This window comes from Paraburkholderia sp. SEWSISQ10-3 4 (assembly GCF_030464785.1).
Classification (GTDB): Bacteria; Pseudomonadota; Gammaproteobacteria; order Burkholderiales; family Burkholderiaceae; genus Paraburkholderia; species Paraburkholderia aspalathi.
Genome location: NZ_JALPRI010000002.1, coordinates 1 through 25,489, shown reverse-complemented (window position 1 = coordinate 25,489; position 25,489 = coordinate 1). Strand labels below are relative to the sequence as shown.

The 25,489-nt window shown below is 61.4% G+C and carries 21 protein-coding genes, 1 tRNA gene and 1 pseudogene; 14 read left to right on the top strand and 9 right to left on the bottom strand.

Translation table 11 applies throughout. The features are described 5' to 3' along the window. Positions 1-858: 858 nt before the first annotated feature. Positions 859-2,418 carry a class I SAM-dependent methyltransferase gene (locus tag M0D68_RS06065; protein ID WP_266223996.1) on the top strand — a complete coding sequence of 520 codons (1,560 nt, stop codon included), beginning with the start codon at positions 859-861 and terminating at the stop codon, positions 2,416-2,418. Positions 2,419-2,557: 139 nt separating this feature from the next. Here the strand turns inward: M0D68_RS06065 and M0D68_RS06060 are convergent, their stop codons facing one another. From M0D68_RS06060 to M0D68_RS06035, 6 genes are all read right to left on the bottom strand, one after another. After that, positions 2,558-3,646 carry a hypothetical protein gene (locus M0D68_RS06060; RefSeq protein ID WP_266223995.1) on the bottom strand — a complete coding sequence of 363 codons (1,089 nt, stop codon included), beginning with the start codon at positions 3,644-3,646 and terminating at the stop codon, positions 2,558-2,560. A 334-nt stretch (positions 3,647-3,980) separates the two neighbouring features. Then, a complete protein-coding gene (locus M0D68_RS06055; RefSeq protein ID WP_167378331.1) occupies positions 3,981-4,130 on the bottom strand; it encodes a hypothetical protein in 150 nt (49 codons plus the stop codon). Positions 4,131-4,408: 278 nt separating this feature from the next. Then, positions 4,409-7,522, bottom strand: a complete 3,114-nt coding sequence (locus M0D68_RS06050) for an efflux RND transporter permease subunit (RefSeq protein ID WP_266223994.1) — start codon at positions 7,520-7,522, stop codon at positions 4,409-4,411. Then, positions 7,519-8,730: an efflux RND transporter periplasmic adaptor subunit gene (locus M0D68_RS06045; protein ID WP_266223993.1), complete on the bottom strand. Its 1,212-nt coding sequence runs from the start codon at positions 8,728-8,730 to the stop codon at positions 7,519-7,521. Before M0D68_RS06045 ends, M0D68_RS06050 begins: the two co-directional genes overlap by 4 nt. Beyond that, positions 8,727-10,196 carry an efflux transporter outer membrane subunit gene (locus tag M0D68_RS06040; protein ID WP_167378332.1) on the bottom strand — a complete coding sequence of 490 codons (1,470 nt, stop codon included), beginning with the start codon at positions 10,194-10,196 and terminating at the stop codon, positions 8,727-8,729. The genes M0D68_RS06045 and M0D68_RS06040 overlap by 4 nt, the downstream gene beginning before the upstream one ends. A 151-nt stretch (positions 10,197-10,347) precedes the next feature. Continuing rightward, complete coding sequence (locus M0D68_RS06035) at positions 10,348-11,025, bottom strand: response regulator transcription factor (protein WP_211701093.1); 678 nt, start codon at positions 11,023-11,025, stop codon at positions 10,348-10,350. 160 nt (positions 11,026-11,185) lie between these two features. On the opposite strand from M0D68_RS06035, the gene M0D68_RS06030 reads away from it, so the two are divergent. From M0D68_RS06030 to M0D68_RS06010, 5 genes and pseudogenes are all read left to right on the top strand, one after another. Then, entirely contained in the window at positions 11,186-11,869 is a 684-nt protein-coding gene (locus tag M0D68_RS06030; protein ID WP_093633662.1) for a response regulator transcription factor, read from the top strand. Next, positions 11,856-13,211: a HAMP domain-containing sensor histidine kinase gene (locus M0D68_RS06025; RefSeq protein WP_266223992.1), complete on the top strand. Its 1,356-nt coding sequence runs from the start codon at positions 11,856-11,858 to the stop codon at positions 13,209-13,211. Before M0D68_RS06030 ends, M0D68_RS06025 begins: the two co-directional genes overlap by 14 nt. Before the next feature lie 375 nt (positions 13,212-13,586). Next, a pseudogene (locus M0D68_RS06020) lies at positions 13,587-14,243 on the top strand (VacJ family lipoprotein); the annotation flags it as partial. 175 nt (positions 14,244-14,418) lie between these two features. Next, the gene (locus tag M0D68_RS06015) at positions 14,419-14,760 is read left to right on the top strand and encodes a hypothetical protein (protein WP_266223991.1); all 342 of its coding nucleotides are present in this window, start codon (positions 14,419-14,421) and stop codon (positions 14,758-14,760) included. Between the two features lie 14 nt (positions 14,761-14,774). After that, positions 14,775-15,650: a lipid A biosynthesis lauroyl acyltransferase gene (locus M0D68_RS06010; protein ID WP_211708359.1), complete on the top strand. Its 876-nt coding sequence runs from the start codon at positions 14,775-14,777 to the stop codon at positions 15,648-15,650. A 100-nt stretch (positions 15,651-15,750) separates the two neighbouring features. Here M0D68_RS06010 and M0D68_RS06005 read toward each other — a convergent pair whose 3' ends face one another. Continuing rightward, the gene (locus M0D68_RS06005) at positions 15,751-16,479 is read right to left on the bottom strand and encodes a cysteine hydrolase family protein (RefSeq protein WP_266210855.1); all 729 of its coding nucleotides are present in this window, start codon (positions 16,477-16,479) and stop codon (positions 15,751-15,753) included. Between the two features lie 301 nt (positions 16,480-16,780). Continuing rightward, positions 16,781-16,865, bottom strand: a tRNA-Leu gene (locus tag M0D68_RS06000). A 182-nt stretch (positions 16,866-17,047) separates the two neighbouring features. Here M0D68_RS06000 and M0D68_RS05995 point away from each other — a divergent pair. The 6 genes from M0D68_RS05995 to M0D68_RS05970 all read left to right on the top strand — a co-directional run bounded on the left by M0D68_RS05995 (position 17,048) and on the right by M0D68_RS05970 (position 22,934). Next, positions 17,048-18,088, top strand: coding sequence for a LacI family DNA-binding transcriptional regulator (locus M0D68_RS05995; protein WP_266223990.1), 1,041 nt, complete (start codon positions 17,048-17,050; stop codon positions 18,086-18,088). A gap of 81 nt (positions 18,089-18,169) precedes the next feature. After that, positions 18,170-19,249 carry an ABC transporter substrate-binding protein gene (locus tag M0D68_RS05990; protein ID WP_093647255.1) on the top strand — a complete coding sequence of 360 codons (1,080 nt, stop codon included), beginning with the start codon at positions 18,170-18,172 and terminating at the stop codon, positions 19,247-19,249. Continuing rightward, complete coding sequence (locus tag M0D68_RS05985) at positions 19,246-20,070, top strand: ABC transporter permease (protein WP_093647257.1); 825 nt, start codon at positions 19,246-19,248, stop codon at positions 20,068-20,070. The genes M0D68_RS05990 and M0D68_RS05985 overlap by 4 nt, the downstream gene beginning before the upstream one ends. A gap of 32 nt (positions 20,071-20,102) precedes the next feature. Then, on the top strand, positions 20,103-21,017 hold the full coding sequence (locus M0D68_RS05980; protein WP_200651134.1) for an ABC transporter permease: 915 nt from the start codon (positions 20,103-20,105) through the stop codon (positions 21,015-21,017). Further along, positions 21,014-22,060 (top strand): ABC transporter ATP-binding protein, encoded by a 1,047-nt coding sequence (locus M0D68_RS05975; protein ID WP_266223989.1) that lies wholly within the window; start codon positions 21,014-21,016, stop codon positions 22,058-22,060. Before M0D68_RS05980 ends, M0D68_RS05975 begins: the two co-directional genes overlap by 4 nt. A 46-nt stretch (positions 22,061-22,106) precedes the next feature. After that, positions 22,107-22,934 carry a phosphodiesterase gene (locus M0D68_RS05970; RefSeq protein WP_200651132.1) on the top strand — a complete coding sequence of 276 codons (828 nt, stop codon included), beginning with the start codon at positions 22,107-22,109 and terminating at the stop codon, positions 22,932-22,934. Between the two features lie 18 nt (positions 22,935-22,952). Here the strand turns inward: M0D68_RS05970 and M0D68_RS05965 are convergent, their stop codons facing one another. Beyond that, entirely contained in the window at positions 22,953-23,438 is a 486-nt protein-coding gene (locus tag M0D68_RS05965; RefSeq protein WP_266223988.1) for a DUF2569 domain-containing protein, read from the bottom strand. Positions 23,439-23,618: 180 nt separating this feature from the next. Here M0D68_RS05965 and M0D68_RS05960 point away from each other — a divergent pair, with 180 nt between their 5' ends. After that, entirely contained in the window at positions 23,619-24,818 is a 1,200-nt protein-coding gene (locus M0D68_RS05960; RefSeq protein WP_256455310.1) for an MFS transporter, read from the top strand. A 386-nt stretch (positions 24,819-25,204) separates the two neighbouring features. After that, the coding region (locus tag M0D68_RS05955) for a transposase (protein WP_308187569.1) at positions 25,205-25,489 on the top strand (285 nt) is incomplete at its 3' end.

Here is a 25,489-nt window from a genome sequence, read left to right as displayed (position 1 = left end):
CGTGACGGCCCACCTGCGTTCCTTCTGCTCGCGGACCAGGTCGAAGCCACCGAGCACGTCGAACGCGTCGCCCTTGCGTGGAGCGCTATCGCGGATGCCAGTGGCAGACTACCGGGGCCTCAGTGCGCACCCGCCGCTGCCCCACCGCCGCCCTTGCCGGGCTTGGTGAGCTAGACCAGTGGAATGATCACAATGAAAATCATCGACGAGAGCCAGAAGATATCGTTCAACCCTAGCAACCCGCTGCCGACACGACGACGGCCACGCCAAGCAGCGCGAGCAGCGCCTTGCGCTTGCGTGTGTTGGGTGCTGCCACTGGTCAACAGCAACCGGTCGCCATGCCAGGGGCAAGCCTCGCGCCGGCCAGAACGCGGTCCACATGGTGTTTGAGTTCGACCTGGAGGGCTTGTTCGTGCGCTGGATCATCTCCGTGCCGTATATGCAACAGCCAATCGGACCACACATCGGATTGGGGCTGGGAGTCGGAACTATTCATGTCGAAGGACGAATCTCGATTGGATAACGAGGTGTGTCGAATGACCAAAGACTCGAACCTCATCCCGGATCAGCCGACCAGCAGTTGTGCGGCATCGCCGTCGGCGCACGAATGTAAGGGACGCTACCTTATGAGAACCTGAAGGACCTGCTGTCGGAGCGGGGAAATGCTTGGGAATGTCTGTCTTCGGACTGAGGATAGACAAAGGGGTCAGCGCTATGAGAGGCTTCGCATCAAGCCGATCCGACGGCAAGGCGATCCGCACGCTGCGACGTTGACCATATCGCCCGGCCTCTGCTGCAAGTGGGTTGCGAAGCCGTCGTTCCAGCACGGCGATCCTTCAAGAAAACGAGAGCTAGAACGTGAGTGAGTGGGAAGCCGGCAGCATTGATGGTATTGCGTACACGTACGGCTATTGCGACGAACTGGATCCGCTACGTCTTAGACTTCCGTTGCTACAGTCGGGAATCGCCCCTCCGACCCTGCGTACCGCCTGCGAGCTAGGATTCGGCCACGGCGTCAGCGTGAATATCCACGCAGCCGGGTCAACTACAAGATGGTTCGGTACTGACTTCAACCCGTCTCATGCGAGCTTTGCCCAACAACTGAAACAGTGCGCCGGATCCCAGGCAAGCTTGTTCGCTGAAAGCTTCGCAGAATTCTGTAGGCGAGACGAATTGCCGAAATTTGATTTCATCGGCATGCATGGTATCTGGAGCTGGATTTCCGACGAAAATCGCGCGCTTATTGCCGATTTCATTCGACGCAAACTCAATGACGGCGGCGTCGTGTATATGAGCTATAACACCCAGCCCGGGTGGGCCACGATGTTGCCGGTGCGCGAATTGATGAACTGTCATTTTCAGGTGAGCGCGCGGTTGAATGAACACGGCGGCGTACCCGCCGAAACGCAAGTCCAGACGCACATTGCTGCGGCGTTGGACTTCGTGAAGTCCGTGGTTGCGACGCAGCCCGGCTACGCAGTGGTCAACCCGCAGTTGGCTGAACGTGTCGACGCATTGTCCAAGGAGAACACGCACTACCTCGCGCACGAATATTTCAATCGTGACTGGCAGCCCATGACTTTCTCGCAGGTCACATCATCGCTTGCCGCGAGCGGTTTGACTTATAGCTGTTCTGCGGACTATCGCGATCACGTTGACGAGATCAATCTCAACCCAGCTCAACGCGCCTTGTTGGCGGGCGTTCCAGATACCGCTTTACGTGAGACCGTACGGGACTTTTGCATCAATCGGTCGATGCGGCGAGATTACTGGGTCAAAGGGAGCCGAACACTCGGTGAGGATGAGCAGCAGATGGCCATGCGCGCGCATCGCGTCATGCTGGCGCTGCCGAGGGCTTCGGTCCTGCTGAAGATACGCGGTGCGCTGGGAGAAGCGACGCTACCGGAAAGCTCATATGGTCCGATCCTCGACGCGCTTGCCAGCCATCAACCTGCACGCCTCGTCGATATCGAAAACAGCGTCCGCGGACGCGGGATTACGCTCCCCTTCATCGTCAAGGCCGTAACGTTGCTAGTAGGGGCCGGGGTGCTGCTGAATGTACAGGAAGAGGCGCACATCGAGCTCGCTCGTCCGTCATCGGACAGGCTGAACGCCGCCATTTGCGAGCAGGCGCTCCAGCACGGGGACGTACAATTCCTCGTCAGCCCGGTGTCCGGATCGGGTGTTTTGATTCCCCGTGTGCCGCAGCTCTTCCTGTTAGCGAGGCGACGTCATTTAAGGGAACCCGCACAGTGGGCCGAATTCGCCGAAGCTGCTTTACACACGAGCCCCACGCCGGCTCATGCCATGGAAGGTTTTTCCGTTAGCCCGCTGAACACCCGCGACGATCTGATTGCGAAAGCGAATCGCTTTGCCGAAATGCATCTACCGATATTGCAGGCACTGGGAATCGCTTGAGAAAGCGATACGGTCGGCATGCGGATCGCGCTAGCTCCATGACCGCGTCCGCTCCAGCGGACAACCGGGCGTTCGGCCAACGCGATCGCCGCGGAATTGCTTGCGGCGACCACATCATCCGGCAATCAACACACGGCCGTTACTGCTGGTCGTCTGTCGGTACAAAGGCCATGCCGTGCGGACTGGCCAGATTGGTCACCAGAGGAAGGACTGCCCCGCTACGCAAATCAAGTTGGCCTACATAAGCCGGCACCGTCGGCGTGCTACTCGTAGCGGCCACGCCCGTTGATGCGGAGAACGCCGCGTCGCGCTGCCAGACATTGGCACTAATCTTGTACACCACGTTCGCCTTCGTATCGGACACGAGCAGATAGCCCCGTCGCGCAGTCGCGAATACCGTGTCGTCAACCTGCACGTTGCCGAGAAGCGGAAGATATTGCACTCGCGGCTCATCGCCCGACAAGCGCAACAAGACAAGCTGACCATCTCCCTGATCATCGAGCAGCACATCACCCGACGGCGTTAGCGTCATCGAATCCGGATCGGTCAGGTTGAGGGTTGCCACCGTGCCAAACGGAATGTTGCTGGCGTCCAATGTGCCGCGCATTACCGGAGTGACATCGATCGTGTAGGTGTTTGCATCAAGGTGCACAACGCGGACAATCGCGGGCCCCATATTCTTGCCGCTACTGTTAAGGGTGGGATTGGACGCGCTGAAGTAGGCCTGGCCGTCCTTGAACACGATGTCGTCGTAACCGCCGCCGTGCAGCGTCTTGCCAAAGGAATACGGTTTGGATGCCTGGCCGGTTGAGGGATTGATGATGACGAGGTTTGGATTCGCATCCTCATTCTGCATCGCCCAGATCTCTCGCGTGTACGGATTGACCTTCAGGCCATCGTTGTGTCCCGCGACCTGGTAAGTCTTCACGACACTGCCGTCTGACGAGTATTCAACAATCGCGCTCATCGCGCCATTCGAGCCGTCGGGGGCGCCGTTGTTTGCATAGCCAACCCAAACGTGACCATCGAGCACGGCCAGTGAATCCGGTGCGCTCATCAACCCGCCGGAACCCGCTGCGAACACAGTCAGGCTAAAACCCGGAGTGACAATCGGCTTCGCCGAGGTTTGCGCGTCGGCGCTCCCGGCCGCGAAACAGAGAGCGGCGAACGCGAGCGCGGTGCGGCTAAAAATGCGGCTTACTGCGTGAACAGATCGAACGCTCGGCATGTTTGTCTCCTGAAACATTCATACGGGGTAGAAAGGCAGGGATACCGACATTTGCGAGGTAGCCGGTGATTAAACGTAATAGATAGAAACATGCGCGGATGACTGAATGGTGACGGCTCGCAATGCGATGAGAAACCTTATGCCAACCTTAAGAAAGGGACGCCTCTATCAACACTCTCTTTTGGCCTTTTCTTAATTCTCCTTATGAGATCCTTAAGAAGATGGAAATTTTGAAAAAATATACTGCTCAAGCACTCCGAATCGAGGCCGATAGACAGAACGCAGTACATACGTTTTTCTACTGGGAGATTTGGATGTCCATTCAGGCAGTCGGTCAAAGCACCGCACAAGCGCCGGCCTCATCCGCCGCGTCGACATCGGGTTCAGCGTCGAGCGCGCCGGCATCGAGCACGAGCGCTTCGTCGGCTACGGGGTCGAGCACCAGCACGTCCGCTTCGTCAGCGTCGTCGTATACGGTCAACATCAGCAGCGCCGCACGTGCTTTGTTGGCCGAAGCAAGCGAGACGTCAGTTCAAACCGCGCAGGAAGCAGGAAAGGGCGATCAACAGGCGCAACGCCTGCTCGCCAAGGAGGTCGCAAACAAAGTGCATTAACGCCCCCCGGGAGTTCAGCCTGAAGGTAGGGACCGTCGCGCCGGATCGGCGGCGGTCCAACAGAATTGAAATGCGTGCCGGGATGGCACGCTGAGCATGGAAGAGCGCGCCAGCCGTCGAGCACTGGCAGTTACGTTGTCGACCGCGCTCAACCTATCGATTCGCGCTCGAACATATCGCCTTTCGCGCGCCGCTCCGCCAGCCAATGCGACAAACGGTCGAACCACAGGTGCACAACCGGCGTCGTGAAGAGCGTCAGCATCTGCGAAACGATCAGGCCGCCGACAATCGCGATGCCGAGCGGGACACGCAGTTCCGCGCCCGCGCCAGACCCAAGCGCAAGCGGCAGTGCGCCGAACAGCGCGGCAAGCGTCGTCATCATAATTGGCCGGAAGCGCAGCACGCATGCCTGACGGATCGCTTCCTGTGGCGATAAGCCATGCTCACGCTCGGCCACGAGCGCGAAGTCGATCATCATGATCGCGTTCTTCTTCACAATACCGATCAGCAGGATGATGCCAATCATCCCCATGATGGAGAGATCCTGGCCGCACAGCATTAGCGCGAGCAATGCGCCCACACCCGCCGAAGGCAGCGTCGAAATAATGGTGAGCGGGTGAATCGCGCTTTCGTACAGGATGCCGAGGATCAGATACACCACGACGAGCGCGGCCGCGATCAGATACGGTTCACTGGCAAGAGAGGCCTGAAACGCCTGCGCTGTGCCCTGAAACGACCCCGTCAAGCTGTCGGGTTTGCCTGCCGCGCTTTCGGCCTGATGAATCGCCGTCACGGCATTGCCGAGCGATTGCCCCGGCGCCAGATTGAACGAGATCGTCACAGCCGGGAACAGCCCCTGGTGATTCACCGAAATCGGCGACACGTTGTTTTCGATTTTCGCCAGCGTGTTGAGCGGCACCAGTTCGTTCGTCAGCGGCGAACGAACATAGAGGTGCGCGAGCGCATCGGTGGTCAACTGGAAGCTCGGATCGACTTCCTCGACGACGTGGTACTGATTCAGCTGCGTGAACAGCGTGGCAATCTGCCGTTGGCCGAATGCGTCGTACAGCGTGTCGTCGATGGCTTGCGCGGTAATGCCGAAGCGCGAGGCGGTACTGCGGTCGATCACGAGCGTCGCGCTGGTCGCGGCAGCTTGCTGATCCGAAGTGACGTCGGCGAGTTGCGGGAGCTTCGACAGCTTATCGGTTAGTACGCCCGCCCAATGATTGAGTTCATTGATATCGGGGTCCTGCAGCGTGTACTGATACTGCGCGGCGCTGATACGGCCACCTACCTGAATATCCTGGCGGACCTGCATCGACAATGAAATGCCCATCACCTTCGCTAACTGCGGCTTCAGACGATTGAGCACCTGCGCGGCGCTGTCCTTGCGCTGACCGAACGCCTTCAGGTTGATCATCACGCGGCCCTGGCTCACGGTCGGATTCGCGCCCATCCAGTAGTAAACGTTATCGACCGCGGGATCGGCTTCGATGATATTGCCCAGTTGCTGCATTTTCAGAGACATCGCACGCGGGGAGATGTCTGGCGCGGCCTGCGCGACACCCATGATCAACCCAGAGTCTTCCTGCGGGAAGAAGCCCTTCGGGATCACGACAAACAGCGCGATCGTCGCGACGATCGTCGCAATCGTCACGCCAAGCATCAGTTTCGGCCAATTCAACACCCAATCGAGACCTCGCTCGTAACGCCGCTCCACCGCGACAAAGCCTCGTTCGAGCCAAGCTTCGAGCTTGCGCATCCGCCCTGTGTCATCCGGCTCAGGCAAACGTATCAGCCAGCCGCATAGCATCGGCGTGACGGTCAGCGGGACCAACGCCGACATCAGGATCGCCGCGCTCACTGTCACCGCGAATTCGCGGAACAGGCGTCCGACAATGCCGCCCATCAACAGGATCGGAATGAACACCGCGATCAGCGAGATCGTCATCGAAATAATGGTGAAGCGCACTTCCATTACGCCGAGCAGCGCGGCTTTCATGCGCGGCACGCCTTCTTCGACATGCCGCATCACGTTTTCGATCACGACAATCGCATCGTCCACCACGAAGCCCACCGCGATGGTCAACCCCATCAGCGACAGATTGTCTAGGCTATAGCCGAGCAGATACATCACGCCGAACGTAGCGACCAGCGACAAAGGAATCGTCAGGCTCGGGATAATCGTCGCCCACACGTTGCGCAGAAACGAGAAGATGACCATCACGACGAGTGCGACCGTCAGCATCAGCGTGAACTGCACGTCGTGCACCGACGCATTGATGGTTTGCGTGCGATCGCCCACTACATTCAAATGCGCGGCGGCGGGCAGCGTCGCTTCGAGTGCTGGCAGCTTTGCCTTGATGTTGGCGATCGTCTGCACGACGTTGTAGCCAGGCTGCTTGTGAATATCGAGGATGATCGCGCGTTCGTGCTGAAGCCATGCGGCCTGCTGGTTGTCTTCGGCGGCGCTCAGAACGGTGCCGAGATCGGATAGGCGAATCGGCGCGCCGTTCTTGTACGCGACCACCAGATCGCGATACGCCGAGGCGGTCGTGATCTGGTCGGTGGCATTGAAAATCACCGAGCGATCCGGCCCGTTCAGGCTGCCCTTGGGTGCATTCACCGTCTGCAAGCCGACGATCGAGCGCACGTCTTCCAGCGTGAGGCCGCGTGCGGTGAGCTTGTCGGGATCGAGCTGAATACGCACGGCGGGCCGCTGCTCGCCGTGGAAATCGACGAGACCCACGCCTGGCAACTGCGAGATCTGCTGCGCCAGATAGTCCTCTGCGTAGCTGTCGAGTTGCGTAAGCGTGAGCGATGGCGACGTCAGCGCGAGTGACAGCAAGGTGAAGTCGGCCGGGTTGACCTTTTCATAGGTCGGCGGGTTCGGCAGATTCTTCGGCAGGGTGCCACCGGCCGCGTTGATCGCCGTTTGCACGTCCTGCGCCGCACCGTTGATATCGCGCGACAGATCGAACTGCACGGCGATGTTGGTGGTACCCAGCGAGCTTGACGACGTCATCTGCGTGATACCCGCGATCAGCGAGAGTTGTCGTTCGAGCGGCGTCGCTACCGAAGTCGCCATGGTCTCGGCGCTCGCACCTGGCAACTTCGCCACGACCTGGATGGTCGGGAAATCGACTTGTGGCAAGGGCGCGACCGGCAGCATGAAGTACGCCACCGCACCCGCCAGCAGCACCGCGATGGCAAGAAAACTGGTCGCAATGCGCCGTTCGATGAACCGTCCCATCAGGCTCATGACGGATTGTCCTGGTTAGCCTGACTGCCCGCCGAGTCTCCGTTGACCGGTGCCTGGGCCACCGCCGGCACCGTGGTGGCCGCCACACGCACACCTGGGTTCAAACGGCTTTGTCCATCGAATACAACGAGATCCGCGGGCGCGACACCGCTGCGAATTTCCGTCATTCCGTCGACCGTCACGCCGATTTTCACCGGACGCATCTGCGCCGTGCCATTCGCGTTGATCACGTATAACTGCGTACCATTCTGCGTGTTCACCACCGCTCGGCTCGGCACGGCAACCCGCTGCGTATCGGTGCGCAACAGCACGCGCGCATTCACCAGTTCGCCCGGCCATAGCTTGCGATCCTTGTTGGTGAAGGAGGCCTTGAGTTTGATCTGACCAGTGGTGGGGTCGACCGTACTGTCGATGAACACGAGCGCACCGTCGGCAAGCGCGGTGCTGCCGGAGCGAGTGGTGACGTTCACCGCCAACGGTGCGCCCGCCTGATTGGCGAGCAAGTCGGGGAGCACGTCCTGCGGCACGGAGAACAGCACGGTAATCGGCTCCATTTGCGTGACGGTGACGATACCGGTCGTGTCGGTGGGATGCACGATCGCGCCGATGTCGGCCTCGCGCGCGCCGACGCGGCCGGTGAAAGGCGCGAATAGCGTGGTGAAGCTTAGTTGCAGGCGATCGCTCTGCACCAGTGCTGCGTCTGCCGCTACAGTAGCGGCGAGCGCTTCGACTTGCGCCTTCGCGGTGTCCACGGCCTGGGTGGTCGCCGCGCCAATGCCGACGAGCTTCGAGTAACGGGCGAGATCGAGCTTCGCGTTATCGAGCGAGGCCTGGTCCTTGCGTTGCGCCGCTTCCGCTTGATGCAATTGCGCAGTGAGCGGACCCTGGTCGAGTTGGGCGAGCAACTGCCCTGCCTTCACGTCCTGCCCTTCAGTGAAGGACACGCGCTGCAACTGGCCATCCACACGCACTTTGACGTCCACGGTATTGAGCGCGAGGACCGTACCCACCGCAGCCACGCGAATCGGAAAATCCCGGTTCACCGGATGACCGGCGTTGACCGGCACCGCAGCTGCGGGCTTCACGGCCGGATGCCTCGGCCATAACCACGCGACAAGAATCACCACAAGGACAGCGAACGCCACCACGGGCGGCGCGCGACGGCGCGCGCGAGGCGCCTCGTAATTCGGACTATCAGCAGGATTCATGAGCGGGAAGGCGTAGAAGTGGAAGCGGTGCTGCTATCGGTCACGCCGAAGCCGCCGCCGAACGCGCGAAACAGGCTCACCGAAGCTTGCAGGCGCGCGAGCCGCGCCTGCACCAGCGTGTCTTCGGCTTGATAGAGCGTGCGTTGGGCGTCGAGTACGGTCAGAAAATCGACGGTACCGAGCTCGTATTGGGCTTGCGCGAGCGTGGCGGCTTTGCGGGCAGCGTCGGCGGCGGTCTGGTCGGCGGCCTCCGCGAGCTGCTGCTGTTGCGCCGCCGAGAGCGAGTCTTCGACGTCCTGCAGCGCAGTGATCACGGCCTGCCGGTAATCGGCGACGCCCTTGGCTTCGGCGGCCTGGCTTGCGTGCAACTGGCCGCGCAACGCGCCGCCGTCGAACAGCGGCGCGGCCAGTGACGTGGCGAGGCTCGCAAACGGACTCGACAGGAAATGCGAAAGGGACTTGCTGCTGAGCCCACCGTCGGCGGTCAGCACGATGTTCGGCAGGAAGGCCGCGCGCGCCGCACCGACGCTCTCATTGGCCGACTGCAACTGTGCTTCTTTCGAGCGGATATCGGGGCGCGTTTCCAGCAGGCTGGCCGGCAGATTCGGACGCGGCTGGGGAATGGCGATACCAGCGAGCGCGGTGTCGTTGACCGTGAACTGCTCAGGCGCGGTGCCCACCAGCACGGCGAGCGCATGGATGTTGGTGTCCAGTTGCTGTTGCAGCGCCGGCACCGCCGCCTGGAAGGTGGCGAGCGCATTGCGCTGCTGCTGCACCTGCAGCTCGGTCGCGACGCCCGCCTCCTGTTGCGCGAGCAACAATTGCAGAATGTGCGCGGCATCGTCGGAAATGGACCGTGCGATCGCCAGACGGCGGCGCAGGCTCTGCACCTGGAAATACGTGTCCGCCACCGACGCGGTCAGCGTCAAAGCCACCGTATCGCGATCGAATTCGGACGCGCGCGCAAGCAGGTCGGCCGCGCTGGCGTTGGCGGCGTTGAAGCCCCAGAAATCTACCTCGTAACTTGCTTCGGCGAACAGGCTTTGGGTTTTGGTGGTCGAGCCACGGCCTTGGTGAGCGCGGTCGAAAGTGGCGCCGAGCGTCAGCGACGGATACTGCGGCGCCCCGGCCTTTTCGGCGTTGCCGCGCGCCTGCTCTACGCTCGCGATGGCGGACGCCAGCGTGAAGTTGTTTTGCAGACTGCGATCGACCAGCGCATCGAGCGCGGGGTCGTGATATTCGCGCCACCAGCCGCTCTTTACAGGAACGGTATCGGCGAGCGAAGCATTCGCCGCGCCGTCGAAGCGCTGCGCGAGCGGCGCAACCGGCCGCTGATAGGCCGGCACGAGCGAGCACCCGGCCAGAACCGCGACGCCGAGTGCGCATGCGGCAGCACGCAGGGCCCGATGAGGCGCACGAGGACTGACGACGCGCGAAAAAGGCGCCGGACGGGACAGCCCTGACATTGGAGAACACTCCGGCAACATGGGAATGTCGCCAGAGTAGTCAGCGGGTCCTGTCGGCGCTTTCGCCCAATAATGAAAAAAATTTAATGCGCCGCAACACGCCGTCGGAGCGCGTATCCACGAGGCCGTCCAGGTCGCCGCAAAGCACCTGCTAAGGTGCCGGGTTCAGCACATAACCCGCACCCACCACGGTATGAATCAGCGCCACCGGAAAATCGCGATCCACCTTCGCCCGCAAGCGATGCATGTGCATATCGATGATATTGCCACGCGGTTCGAAATCGTAATTCCACGCCGCCTCGAGCAGCATGCTGCGCGTGACGACCTGCCCTTCGCGTCGCGCCAGACATTCGAGCAACAGGAATTCGCGGTGCTGCAGGCGTAGATCGCGGCCGCCGCGCGTCGCGGTTCGCGCCCGCGTGTCGAGCATCAGATCCGCGCATTCGAGCCGCTCGCTCATCCTGCTGCGATCCGCGCGCCGTGCGAGCGCCTCGATTCTCGCCAGCACTTCGACGAAGGCATACGGCTTCACAAGATAGTCGTCGCAACCGGCGCGGATGCCCTCCACGCGCTCGTTCAGCCCGCCGACCGCGGACAGCATCAGCACCGGCGTGGTATCGCCGCCTGCGCGCAATTGCTGCACGAGGGCGATGCCATCGAGCGCCGGCAAAAGCCGATCAGTCACAATCACGTCGTAGATGCCCTCGCGCGCGTACGCGAGCCCGGTCGCACCGTCGGCCACCGCGTCGACAATGAGACCGCTCTCGCTCAACCCGCGCGTCAGGAAATGGCTGGCGCGCGTATCGTCTTCGATCAGAAGGACTCGCATGCGCTAATCAGACAATGAGGACTTACATTAAAAATTTTTCATGTTGGCGCGAAACGCCTGTGCGGCTTCACGCGGCATACTGCGAACATCGCAGGTACGAGCGTAGTGTAAACGGCGCGGTTCGCGTGCGTTCGACACGCGCGCACTTCTGGAAAAAGGCATGTCGAATGTATTGGTCGTCGAGGACGACGAGCAAACCCTCGCGGAGATCGTTGAAGCGCTCACCGATCACGGCTGCAAGGTGCAGGCCGCGAGCACGGGCCGTGACGGTTTGATGCTCGCGGTCGCCAACAGTTATGACGCCATCGTGCTCGATCGCATGTTGCCGGGTGGCCTCGAAGGGCTCGGCATGCTGGCGGCGTTGCGCAGCGCCGGCGTGGTCACGCCAGTATTGATTCTGAGCGCCCTGTCCGCGGTCGACGAACGCGTGCGCGGCTTGCGCGCCGGCGGCGACGACTATCTGACCAAGCCGTTCGAATTCATCGAGCTGACCGCACGGCTCGACGCGCTGATGCGCCGGCGCGAAGCGGCGCCCGGTGTGCAGGAATATCAGGTCGGTCCATTGCGTCTCGACCCGCTAAAGCGCGAAGTGAGCTGCGCCGGCCGTCCGGTGTCGCTCTTGCCGCGCGAATACCGGCTGCTCGAATACCTGATGCAGCATGAGGGCCAGGTGGTGAGCCGCACCATGCTGTTCGAGGCGGTGTGGGATTACCGGCTCGACGAGCGGACCAATGTGATCGACGTGCATATCAGTCGCCTGAGAAAGAAGCTCGACCCGGACGGGACGGCTCCGATGATCGATACCGTGCGCGGTTCGGGGTACATGCTCCATGCGCCTGACTGACCTGCATCGCACCACCGGCTTTCGCCTCGCCACGCTGTTCCTGATGCTGTTCGGCGTGATCGCGATACTGTTGTTCGGTTACCTGTACCGCGAGATCACCGGCTTCGAACAGGAACGCATCGACGACTGGCTGATGCGCGAGCACGCACAGTTGACACGCGAAGAGCCGGACGAACTGGTGGCGCGATTCGAACATCAAAACCAGTTCGATCCGCGCCACCAGCGCCCGTTCGGTCTGTTCGACGCTGCCGGAAAACATCTTGCCGGCGGCTACGCGGGAGATCAACCGGCTATCCCCGTGTTCGACCAACCGTTTTCCATGCGGCTCGCGAAGCTGCCCGGCCACCCGCCCGGCCGATGCATTGCCGCGCGCGTGCCGGATAGCCGCATCGCGTTGCAATGCCAGAACACCCGCGAACTCGACCACTTCGACGAGGAACTGCTGCACGCGCTGCTTTCCACCGCCATGATCACGCTCGTGATCGGCCTGGTCGGCGCGAGCCTGATCGGCATTTCGGCGATGCGGCGGCTCGACGCGGTGACCGCCTCGATCGAAGAAATCGTCGCCGGCAATCTCAGCAGGCGTTTGCCGATGCATTCGAAACAGGACGACGTGGATCGGTTGGTCGGCGTCGTGAACGGCATGCTCGACGAAATCGAACGGCTCATGAACGAAGTCAAGGGTGTGTGCGATGCGATCGCGCACGATCTGCGCACGCCGCTCACCCGGATGCTCGGCGGACTCGAACGTGCGCAGCGGCGCGCCAAAACCGAAACGGAGTATCGCGCGGCGATCGATGAAACCATCATCGAGACCAGCGGGCTGCTGCGCACCTTCAATGCGCTGCTGCGCATTTCGGAAATCGAAAGCGGCGTGCGCCGTGCGGGTTTCGCAACGGTCGATCTGGCCGCTGTCGCCGACGACGTCTTCGAATTCTACGATCCGACTGCCGAAGACAAGCAAATCGCCTTCGAATTGCAGCGAACGGTATCGGGGCCGCTTGAGATCCAGGGCGATCCGAACCTGTTATTCGAGGCATTGGCGAACCTGGTGGAAAACGCCATCAAGTTCGCACCGCGCGGCGGCCATGTGCGGATCACAGTGTTCCGCAACAAGACCGGCGCAGGCATCACCGTTTCCGACGACGGGCCAGGTATCGCGCCCGCCGAACAGCAAGCGGTGCTACGGCGCTTTTATCGCGGTGAAGCGAGCCGTCACACGCCTGGCAGCGGGCTCGGCCTGAGCCTTGTGCTGGCGGTGGCGGGCATGCACGGCATGTCGATCCGTTTCAAGGACACGACACCCGGATGTAAAATCCTGTTGTACAAACCGACCGAGTAGTGAAAAGGCTTATCCATTTCCAGCGATCACCGATATCGCAATCTTCGTTGCGACGGTTGCTTGTCGCTGACATTGCTATCTGTTTGTATCAAAAGATCGTTTTGACCTGATCGGTCATCACGCCAGGGCTCCATGGCCAGCCGCATCGTGCAGCTGGGCGACCTACCGGAGATTTACCGTCCGAATCGCGCCGTCTGCTTCGATCAGAACGATTCATGCAGTGTTAGCGGTAAGGGACGGCAATGTAATCGCCAGGCGGCCAGTAAGTGGCCGGTAAGTGTTCCGGTCACACCATCCCATCGACTGACCTTCGCCACGGCCGCAGCGCTGCATGGCTAGTACCTCTTTTGTCATTTTTGTACCGGGAGTCCCCCGATGAAAAGGCGCGATCTGAATACTCTGGCGCTCGCCACCACGGTGCTTCTTTCATCGGGATGCGCAACGGGGCCCGGGCGCACCGCAGGCGACCCGCTTGAACCGATGAACCGGACCATCTACTCGTTCAATGACAAGGTCGACAGATACGCGGTCAAACCAGTAGCAACCGCCTATCAGAAGGTGACGCCGACGCCAGTACAGACGGCAGTCCGGAATTTCTTTTCCAATCTCGGCGATATCGGCAACTTTGCCAATGACCTGCTGCAACTGAAAGCGACAGACGCGAGCGAGGATGTAGTGCGCTTTGCGTTCAACTCCACCTTGGGGATTGGCGGCCTGATCGACTGGGCGACGCCTGCGGGTTTGCCCAAGCACCATCAGGACTTCGGCCTGACGCTTGCGCACTATGGCGTACCGATTGGGCCATACCTGGTGATGCCGTTGTTCGGCCCGAGCAGCGTGCGGGATGTCAGCGACGTCGCGGTAAGCGTTCTGCTCAACCCGTTCGTGGCCGCGCCAGTCGCCGTTCAGGTGTCGGTGACCGGCACTCGTATTGTCAGCAAACGCGCCGATCTTCTAAGCGCCTCGGACCTGCTTTCACAGGCCGCGATCGATCCCTATTCGTTCACTCGCGACCTCTACCTGCAGAGGCGCCACATGCTCTCGACGAGATCCGCCGACGCCGACAAGTTACCGGACTACCCAGATCCCTCACCTCAATAGCTGCATGGCCGACGCATGACAGTTTGCGCAGCTCACCATTAAGTGTCTGGTAAGCCATGCGCGTCCATCATGAAGGCCGAGTTCATCTGACTGTGGGAGCGTGTCCATGAAAGCCGGTACTACGACCGCAGTGCGCGCCAACCTCGTGCTCTTTTCGATTTCGACAGCTATCGCGATCGTTCCGTGCGTCAGTTTCGCATCGCTGCTCGGCCTGCTCGACGACGGCACGCCTACATTGCCTTACCAGGGCAGCATTTTTCTGCTCGGTGCCGTGATCATGCTGGCGCTGCGCTGGCGTGCGCGGCAAGCGTTCGACGCAGCGAGGCTCGCGCATAAGGTTCAACTGATCGGGAAGCACGATCTTGTAGCATCGATTGCCGATGACTGCCCCTTTGCGTGGCTGGTCCAGTTGCACCTCGAACTGCGTGGTCATCAATGTATCCATTGACAACAGGTGTAAGCATGAAAAGTCTCGGTTATTGGTTGCTGCTCGGTTTGCTGCGGCTACTGTCGGTTCTGCCGTACGCGCTAGTTGCAAGAGCAGGCAATGCGCTTGGCGCCGCGCTGTACAAGCTGCCGAGCCACCGCAGGCACGTGGTGCTCGTCAATCTGCGCCTGTGCTTTCCGCTGAAGACCGAGCGCGAGCGCGAAGAACTCGCGCTCGCCCATTTACAGCATGTTGTGCGCAGCTATCTGGAGCGCGGCTTTCAATGGTTCGGCAGTTTGCGCACGATCGAGCGACTGGTCGAGATGGACAGTCGCATCGATCTGCACGATCCGCACGCACCGCCCACAATATTCATGGGCTTTCACTTCGTCGGAATCGAAGTAGGTTGCATGCTGTATTCGTCGCGCCTGCCGGTCGCCGCGCTGTACACGCGCATGTCGAACACGCGTGTCTGCGAACTCGCACGGCGTCAACGGGGACGGTTCGGAGCAGCTATGATTGAGCGCAGCGCAAGTGCGAAACAAGTTGTCCGGCTGCTGCGCTCAGGCGTTCCCGTGATGCTGGCGGCGGACATGGACCACGGAACAACGGGTTCGGTGTTCGCGCCGCTCTTCGGTGTGCCGGCCTGCACGCTCACTTCCGTGTCACGCCTCGCCAAATTGGGCGGTGCACGCGTGGTGCCCTTTGTGACTGAGGTATTGCCCGCATTTCGCGGCTATAAGCTGACGATCTTCGATCCGCTCGAAAACTTTCCCACAGACAGCGAAGCGCTTGACGCATGCACAATGAACGCGTTTCTTGAAACGCAAATCCTGCGCTTTCCCGATCAGTACTACTGGGTCCACAGGCGCTTCAAACACCGCCCGGCAGGTATGCCCGCAGTCTACTGACATTTTGCTTGCGACAGCGGCGGTGAACGACCAGAAACACACCGCGCCACCCACGAATGCGCCGGTTATTAGCGTCGGTGTGAGCGATTCCAGTTATCAGCTACATGCGCCCCTTTTCGGTCAACGTCCTGACGAGGTCATCCGCAGTGGGCACAATCTTGCCGAAGTAGAGCCCGAAGTTAGACAGCGCGGCATCATGCATGACCGGATCGCAATCGGCGCACGCGTCTGAAACCAGCGCGCAGCCGAAACCCCGGTCGGCAGCATCCCGTGCTGTCGTCTCGACACAGCAACTCGTCACCACGCCAGTGAATACCAGATTTTTGATCCCCATACGATCCAGGACGTTCTGTATTTCACTACCGTTAAACGCACCTTGCGTGGTCTTGCGAATCACAGTCTCTCCATCCAGAGGGGCGACCTCCTCGCGGAACGCATAGTCCGGATTTCCCGTCCACCATAAGTTCTCGACGCCGCTGGCCCTTTCCAGCATGCCCGACCATTCGCGAAACCGTATCGGGCAATCGCGCATATCTCGATACGCCGACCCAATTGCAAGGTGAATGACCGGTCTTCCCATTCGACGAAAGGCATCGAGCAACGTGCGAATTGCAGGAATGGTCGTGCGCTCGAGCCTGTCGAGGTAGTAATGCATCGAACCGGGCTCTATCGCTTCGCATGCCTTGACCCAGCCACGGTTGGGCGCAGCGTCGCTGTACTGAACATCGACCACGACTAGCGCCGTGGCGGTGCAATCCGTGAAGTCGATGTCTGGAATCGTCGATGACAGGCTTTCAAACGCCACCTGCGCAGGAATTGACTCATGCATGCCGGGGTCCTCGATTCAGGTTGAACGTATCGCCGCGTCACGACGGCGGTACGTATTCACGTCGTCCATGCGGGACACTTGATCGTGGCTGCCATTGTGCATATATCGGTTAACACGGGCATGCGTCAAAGCGACGGCCAAATATGTTGCAGCGACACCTGTATCCGTCAGCCTTGGTGATCGATGCAACCAACTGAATTCCGCATGTTTGCCCCTGCGAGACATGCCGGAACAAAAAACCCTCGAAGCATTGCTGCATCAAGGGTCCAAGGAATTTCCAGGAATCTAGTGGAATACTTCCTGGTGCCGGGGACCGGACTCGAACCGGCAAGCCGTGAAGCGGCGGATTTTAAGTCCGCTATGTTTACCAATTTCATCACCCCGGCAGGGGTCAGAACCACGCTGGACGCGAATTCTACCATTGCCCGGCGGGCACACCAAACCGGCGCAATCCAGCCGCGCCCCATCCCCACCCTCGCCCGCCAGGCATAAAAATTGGAGTCATCCGCAAGTCACAAACGTTCCTGATAATCCGCTGACGAAAACGTTTACATCACGCGCGGAAATCATGATCCCAACGATCAAAGACGTCGCCGCCCACGCGGGCTTCTCCATCGCCACGGTTTCGCGCGCGATCAACGCGCCGCATACCGTGAACCCGGTCACGCTCGACAAGGTGCGTCAATCCATCGACGCCCTTAACTTCCGCCCCAGCCCGCTCGGCCGGCAGTTGCGCGGCGAGCGCACGCGCCTGATCGGCGTGATCCTGCCGACGCTCGCCAACCCCGTGTTCGCCGAATGCCTGCAAGGCATCGACGAACTCGCCGCGGCGCAAGGCTACCGGCTCATGCTGATGACCACCCAGTACGATGCCGACCGCGAACGCCACGCCATCGAAACGCTGCGCGAACATCGCGTGGAAGGCCTGATCCTGACCGTCGCCGATGCCGACACGCATCCGCTGCTCGACGACCTCGACCGCTCCGGCCTGCTGTACGTGCTGATGCATAACGACACCATGCGGCGTCCGTCGGTCTCGGTCGACAACCGCCTCGCCGCGTTCGATGGCGTACGCATGCTGATCGCGCACGGCCATCGCCGCATCCTGATGCTGGCAGGCACGCTCGCCGCTTCGGACCGCGCCCGCCAGCGGCATCTCGGCTACGCGCAGGCGATGCAGCAGGCCGGCCTCACCCCTGCGCCCGCGCTCGAAGTCGATTTCAACGCGGACGAACTCGCGCCGTCCGTGCTCGCGCATCTGACCAACGGCCCGAACCGCCCGACCGCCCTCTTCTGCAGCAACGATTTGCTCGCCATGGTCGTGATGCGCGGCCTGCGCCGCGCGCGTCTGCAGATTCCGCACGACATGTCGATTCTCGGCTTCGACGGACTCGCCATGGGCGAATTGCTGTCGCCACCGCTGGCAAGCGTCTGCGCGCCAAATCGCGAGATCGGCTGCGCCGCCTGGCGGCGTTTGCTAGCTCGCGTAACCGGCACCGACGAAACGCATGAGGCAACGTCGCCCAAGCTGACCTTGCCACACAGCTTGCGCGAAGGTGCCACCATCGCGGCGATTTCGAACCGCACAGAAACGTCCGCTGCGACCTAGAGGCCGTTCGCATAGTCGCTTGCATAAACATCCAATTCGAACCCCGAACCACCCGCTCTCTTCCTCTCCAGGAGACCCGTAGTGATCCGCTCTTCAACACGCTTTGCTTCTTCCATCAAGCCACTCTGGCATCGTCTCGCCCGCACTACGGCCACCGCGCTGTCAGCAGGCATGATCGTCACGGCCGCGCTCGCCGCCCTTGCACCGCAAGCAGCCCACGCCGATGAAACCGCGATCTGCTACAACTGCCCGCCCGAATGGGCCGACTGGGCGAGCCAGATCAAGGCGATCCAGCAAAAGACCGGCATCCGCGTGCCGTTCGACAACAAGAACTCCGGCCAATCGATTGCGCAACTGATGGCCGAGCAGAAGAGCCCGGTTGCGGACGTGGTCTATCTCGGCGTTTCGTCGGCGTTCCAGGCGAAAGACAAAGGCGTCATCCAGCCGTACAAGCCGGCGCACTGGGACGACATTCCAGCCAATATGAAGGACCCGCAAGGCTACTGGTTCACGATCCACTCGGGTACGCTGGGCTTTTTCGTCAACAAGGACGCGCTGGAAGGCAAACCGGTCCCGCGTTCGTGGGCTGATCTTCTGAAGCCTGAGTACAAAGGCATGATCGGCTACCTCGACCCGTCGAGCGCGTTTGTCGGCTATGCGGGCGCAGTCGCGGTAAATCAGGCGCTCGGCGGCACGCTCGATAACTTCGAGCCGGGCCTCGACTGGTTCCGTAAGCTGAAGGCCAACGCGCCGATCGTGCCGAAGCAGACCGCCTATGCGCGCGTGATGTCCGGCGAAATCCCGATCCTGCTCGACTACGACTTCGACGCCTACCGCGCGAAGTATAAGGATCACGCCAACGTCGAATTCGTGATTCCGAAGGAAGGCACGATCTCGGTACCGTACGTGATGAGTCTCGTGAAGGGCGCGCCGCATGAAGCGAACGGCAAGAAGGTGCTCGATTTCGTGCTGTCTGACGAAGGCCAGAAACTGTGGGCCGACGCCTATCTGCGTCCGGTGCGCGCAAACGCAATGAGCCCGGAAACCGCCGCCAAATTCCTGCCCGCAAGCGACTATGCCCGCGCCAAACCGGTCGACTTCGGCAAAATGGCCGAGAAGCAGTCGAGCTTCGGCGAGCGTTATCTACAGGTGATGCATTGAACGACGTCACGTTCCCGCTGCGCTGGCGCATCGCTTTGATCGCGCCGGCGCTGGCGGTTTTCATCGCGTTCTGGCTATTGCCGATGGGCGCGCTCGCGCAGATCAGCGGCGACGGCCACGCATTCGCGACCTATCGTGCGATGCTGACGAATCCGCGCTACATGTCGAGCCTCGGCGCGACGGTGATGTTGTCAGCAGCGGTCACGGCGACGACGCTAGTGCTGTCGGTGATCGCCGGTCTGCTGCTGGCGCGCCGTGAGTTCCCACTCAAACGCACGCTGCTCGCGCTGCTGACGTTTCCGTTGGCATTCCCAGGCGTCGTGGTCGGCTTCATGGTGATCATGCTGGCGGGACGTCAGGGTTTGATCGGTGCGTTATCGCTGAAACTCACCGGCGATCGCTGGGTGTTCGCTTACTCGATGAGCGGGCTCTTTCTCGGCTATCTGTACTTCTCGATTCCCCGCGTGATCGTCACCGTGATGGCATCGGCGACCAAGCTCGATGCCTCGCTCGAAGAGGCCGCGCGTTCGCTCGGCGCATCGCCATGGCGTATTACGCGCGATATCGTGTTGCCCGCGTTGTCGCCGGGCTTGATCGCAGCCGGCGCGGTATGTTTCGCGACCGCAATGGGCGCCTTCGGCACCGCCTTCACCCTGGCCACCGACATCGACGTATTGCCGATGACCATCTACACCGAGTTCACGCTGAACGCGAACATGGTGACGGCGGCGGGCCTCTCGATCGTGCTCGGCATCGTCACATGGGCCGTGCTGGCGTTCGCTCGCAGCGTGAGCGGTTCGGCTGTCGCGGCAAGCGCATGAGTGGCGTGTCCAAACCCGATGACAAAACTTCGATGAACTCCATCAGTGCTCCAATCAAGCAGCCCGCAAAACCGCGCGCGCGGCGCCGCCGGTTGCTCACATCACGCACGTGGCTCGCAGCCGGACAGTGGTTCGTTACGCTGTTGCTATGCGCCTTTCTGATCGTGCCGGTCGTGATGTCGATCATGGCCGGCCTCACAGTCAACTACTTCAAAGGTGTATCGAGCGGACTCACGCTGCGCTGGCTCGGCGAAGTATGGACGCAGTATCACAGTTCGGTATTTCTCTCGCTCGAAGTGGCGGCGATGACCTTGCTGATCACACTGCTGACCGGCGTGCCCGCCGGCTACGTACTAGCGCGCAGCAAGACACGGCTCTCACGCATCATCGAAGAATTTCTGGTGCTGCCGATCGCCCTGCCCGGTCTCGCTTCCGCGCTAGCGCTGCTGGTGGTCTACGGCGGCTTCACGATGTTTCGCATGAGCGTCGCGTTTATCGTCGTCGGACACGTGGTGTTCACGCTGCCGTTCATGGTGCGCGCGGTTGCGGCCGTGTGCGCGAGCAGCGATCTGCGCACACTCGAAGAAGGCGCGGCGAGCCTCGGCGCGAGCTTCTTTCAACGCTTCGTCACGATCGTCTTGCCGAATGCGCGACCGGGGATCGTCGCCGGTGCGTTGGCGGTGCTTACGCTCTCGATCGGCGAATTCAATCTCACGTGGATGCTGCATACGCCCGATACCAAAACGCTGCCGGTCGGTCTCGCCGACACCTATGCGTCGTTACGCATCGAAATCGGCAGCGCCTACACGATTCTGTTTTTCATCATGACGATGCCGCTGCTCGTCGCGATGCAATGGCTCGGCGTCGATGCGACCGGCCAGCGCAGCGCGGGCAAACAGCGCAACACTGCCTCCCGTTCCAAGCCTATACCGACGTCCACGCCATGAAACTCGACTCCGTTCCCATCACGCTCACACAGTGCGCGAAAACGTTTCGCGGCACGCGTGTGCTCGAACCGCTCGATCTGCACATCGGCGCCGGTGAGACGCTGGTGCTGCTCGGCCCGTCTGGTTGCGGCAAGACCACGACGCTGCGCATGATCGCGGGCCTCGAGACACCTGACGCCGGCGGCAGCATCGCGTTCGGCGACGAAGACGTCACCGCCCTGCCGATCGAAAAACGCCAGGTCGGCATGGTGTTCCAGAGCTACGCGCTGTTTCCGAACCTGACCGTGCGCGGCAACATCGGCTACGGCCTGAAGATCAAACGCGTGCCGGCTGAAACCGCACGGCAACGCGTCGACGAATTGCTCGCGATGATGCGTCTCACCGCGCACGCGGACAAACCCATCGATCAGCTCTCCGGCGGCCAGCGCCAGCGCGTGGCATTGGCGCGCGCACTCGCCGTGCAACCCCGCGTGCTGCTGCTCGATGAACCGCTCACAGCGCTCGACGCGCGTTTGCGCGACACCTTGCGCAGCGAGATGAATACGTTGCTGCGCGAGCTGGGCATCACGACCGTCTACGTGACTCACGATCAGGCCGAAGCGATGGAGCTCGGCGACCGCATCGTCGTGATGAGCGCCGGGCGCATCGAGCAGATCGGCTCGCCGCGCGACATCTACTATCGTCCGGCGAACCGCACGGTCGCGCAGTTCGTCGGCACGATCAACCGGCTGGCTGGTGAACGGCGTGATGGTCTGTTGGCGACAAACGGCGGCGCTGTACCGCTGCCGTCAAGCGCCGGGCACGCTAGCACGGCACACGAATTTTTCTTCCGCCCCGAAGACGCGTATCTTGCCGACCCGGCCACCGCCCAATTGCGCGGCAACATCGAAAGCACGGCGTTTCTCGGCGAGCGCACCCGTTTGACGATCGGTGGCGCCGCACCGGACGCGCTACTGATCGATGTCGCGGGCCGCGTCGAACTCGCGCGCGGCACGCCGGTCGGGATTTCAATCGCGCAGGACGCGCTGATTGCGCTATCGTAATGACACAGCGCTGCGTTTCTAGCGCGCCATAAAGAAGGACATCCCCATGCTGCTGGCTCAAATTAGCGACCTCCATATCAAACGGCCCGGCGCGCTGGCTTACCGCCGCGTCGATACCGGCGCCTATCTCGCGCGCACTGTCGCCGCGCTCAATGCACTGGAGCCGCGTCCCGACGCCGTAATCATGACCGGCGACCTCGTCGATCAGGGCGATCCGGAACAATACAAACACCTCAAAACGCTGCTCGCGCCGCTCGAGATCCCCTACTTCCTGATGGTGGGCAATCACGACGAACGGGCTGCATTGCGCGCGGCGTTTCCCGATCGCGCCGAGTTGCGTAGTGGTGGCGAGTTCGTGCACTACGCGGTCGATGTCGGACCGCTGCGCGTGATCGCGCTCGATTCGATGGTGCCGGGCGAAAGCGCCGGCAATCTATGCGACGCACGTCTCGACTGGCTTGAGACGCAACTCGATGCGGCGCAAGGCAAGCCCACGGTGGTCGCGTTGCATCATCCGCCGTTCGTCTGCGGAATCGGGCATATGGATGAATTGCGGCTCGATCCCGCTGCCGCCGACAAGCTCGCCGCGTTGATCGCGCGTTATCCGAACGTGGAACGGGTGATCTGCGGCCATGTGCATCGGCCGATGTTCGTGCGTTTTGGCGGCACGATTGCGTCCGCGGTGCCGGCGCCCGCGCATCAGGTCGGGCTCGATCTACGCGAGGATGCGCCCTCCGCATTCGTGATGGAGCCGCCTGCGTATGCACTGCATCGCTACGATCCGGCGACGGGCATCGTCACGCATCATGCGTATGTTGATAAAGCCGATGGTCCGTATCCTTTTTACGAACCTGAAGGCGAGTTGATCGATTGAGGGTTTCGCCTCACCGGTTCAGACCGCAACAAAAGTTTGCCGGACGCGCCGGGACAGCCTGAAATACGGTATCCCGAGCGCGGCAGCGACGACGGCCTGAATGAAGCCGTCGAACGGAATGGCGATGGCAATGCCAATGGCATGGGTCATGTGATCGCCGAGCAGGTAGGCGATGGTTCGCATGACGAGGATGGCCAACAGCCACGCCTGCACCTGCAACGGAAAACGCGCCGATTTGCACCGCACGAGCAGCGCCAGCCAGCCTGCGCCGGTGACGATGAACATCCCGATGATCACGTCGCAGCCCGCCATCGCGATCACGGTGCGATACCAGCCGTGCGTTTCAGGGCGCACGAATACCGCCAGCAGCTCCCATTCGAGCATCAGCTTGAGCGGATCGCGCAAGGCGAATGCGGTTGAAAGCGCCCATGCAGCGAGGGAGATCAAGGCGAGGCGCAGCCAGCCGCTGATGCGTCGAGGTTCGAGTATCGAGGGTGTGTTCATGAGATCGGTCACGTAATGGATCGCGTTGCGCGCGCCGATTCTACGAACGAAAACCGAACGACCATCTCATTTTGTCTGCGAGGGAGCGCATGTTGGGCCGTCAGCACGATCCTCCCTGCTCCGGTATGATCGGCACGCTTGAGGACCGCGCATGGGCCGGTCCATCGATCGCCCCCTCTCATGTCCACATCCGACGCCTCCACTCCCGCTTCCGCTGACCGGTCGTTGCGCGGCTTGCTGCTTCTGCTCGCGACGATTGCCGGCGTGGCAGTCGCAAACATCTATTACAACCAGCCGCTGCTAGACAATTTCCGCCAGTCGTTTCCGAACAGCGCGTCGTGGGTCGGCGTGGTGCCTGCCGTGACGCAGCTCGGCTACGCGGCCGGAATGCTGTTGTTGGCGCCTCTCGGCGACCGCTTCGATCGGCGTCGCCTGATCCTGCTGCAGACAGCCGGCATGTGCGTCACGCTCGTGATCGCGGCTGCGGCGCAGAACTTGCCCGTGTTGATCGCGGCGAGCCTCGCCATCGGCGTGCTCGCCACCATCGCGCAACAGGCTGTGCCCTTCGCCGCCGAACTCGCGCCGCCCGCGCAGCGGGGACAAGCCGTCGGCACGGTGATGAGCGGCCTGCTGCTCGGCATTCTGCTGGCGCGGACCGCGGCGGGCCTGATCGCCGAGTATTTCGGCTGGCGCACGGTATTCTTCGCTTCGGTAGTCGCGCTGCTGGTGCTGGCCGTCGTGATCATCTTGCGCTTGCCGAAGAGCAAGCCGACTTCAACGCTGCCGTACGGCAAGCTGCTGGTTTCGATGTGGCATCTGGTGGTCGAGCATCGCGCGCTGCGTGAGGCCTCGCTAACGGGTGCCGCGATGTTCGCCGCTTTCAGCATCTTCTGGTCGGTGCTGGCCTTGTTGCTGGCGGGCGCACCGTTTCACCTCGGGCCGCAGGCGGCCGGCCTGTTCGGTATTGTCGGTGCGGCGGGGGCAATGGCCGCGCCGCTCGCCGGCAAGTTTTCCGATCGACGCGGACCGCGAGCCATTATCACGATGTCGATCGCGCTGGTGGCTGTGTCGTTTGTTGTTTTTGCCTTGTCGGCGAAGAGTATTGCCGGGTTGGTGATTGGCGTGATCGTCCTTGATATTGGTGTGCAGGCTGCGCAGATTTCCAATCAATCGCGGATTTATGCGTTGAAGCCTGAGGCGCGGAGTCGCGTGAATACGGTTTATATGGTGGCTTATTTTATTGGCGGTGCTGTCGGGTCGGGGGTCGGCGCTGCGGTTTGGCCGACCTTTGGGTGGGTCGGGGTTAGTGTTGCGGGGATGGTTTTTGCCGGGCTGGCGGGTTGGAATCATTTGAGGCTTCCAGCCGGGGTTCAGGGTTAAGGTTTTTTTGCCTGCGCGGCGCTTTTTGTCTGTGTTCTGGCTTTGGTGCCTTTCCTTGATTTGTTAGTGGTCTATTAGCGTTGCCCCTGTGCGGGGCGGCACCTACTTCTCTTTGCCGGCTGCAAAGAGAAGTAGGCAAGAGAAAGCAGCTCAAACCGCTAATGCTAAGTGGGCGCCGTAGTCTGCTGCGGGTAGTGGTGCGACTGGAATCCGTGCTCTCGCACATTCCGCGTTAGTGACAAATGGAATGGACGCCTCCCCCCGTAAGGGCTGCTGATCACTGACCGTGGGGGCGGGCAAAGGTAGGGTGGGTTCTCGCAACCGACGGCATCAGATGTGCCAGAGTGGAAGTTGGGCAACGAACCACTTGAGGAAGGAGAACCCAAATGAACTTTACTCCGGTCGGTGTGGATATTGCAAAGCAGGTTTTCCAGGTGCACTGGGTTGATCCGCAAACCGGCGAGGTCATCAGCCGACAGATCCGGCGCGGCGCGTTTCTGGAGCATTTCGCCAATCGCACGCCCTGCCTCATCGGCATGGAAGCGTGCGGCGGAGCCCAGCACTGGGCGCGTCGGCTGGGCGAAATGGGGCATCAGGTCAGGTTGATGCCGGGCAAGGCGGTCAAGGCATTCGTGATTGGCAACAAGAACGATATGGCCGATGCGCGCGCG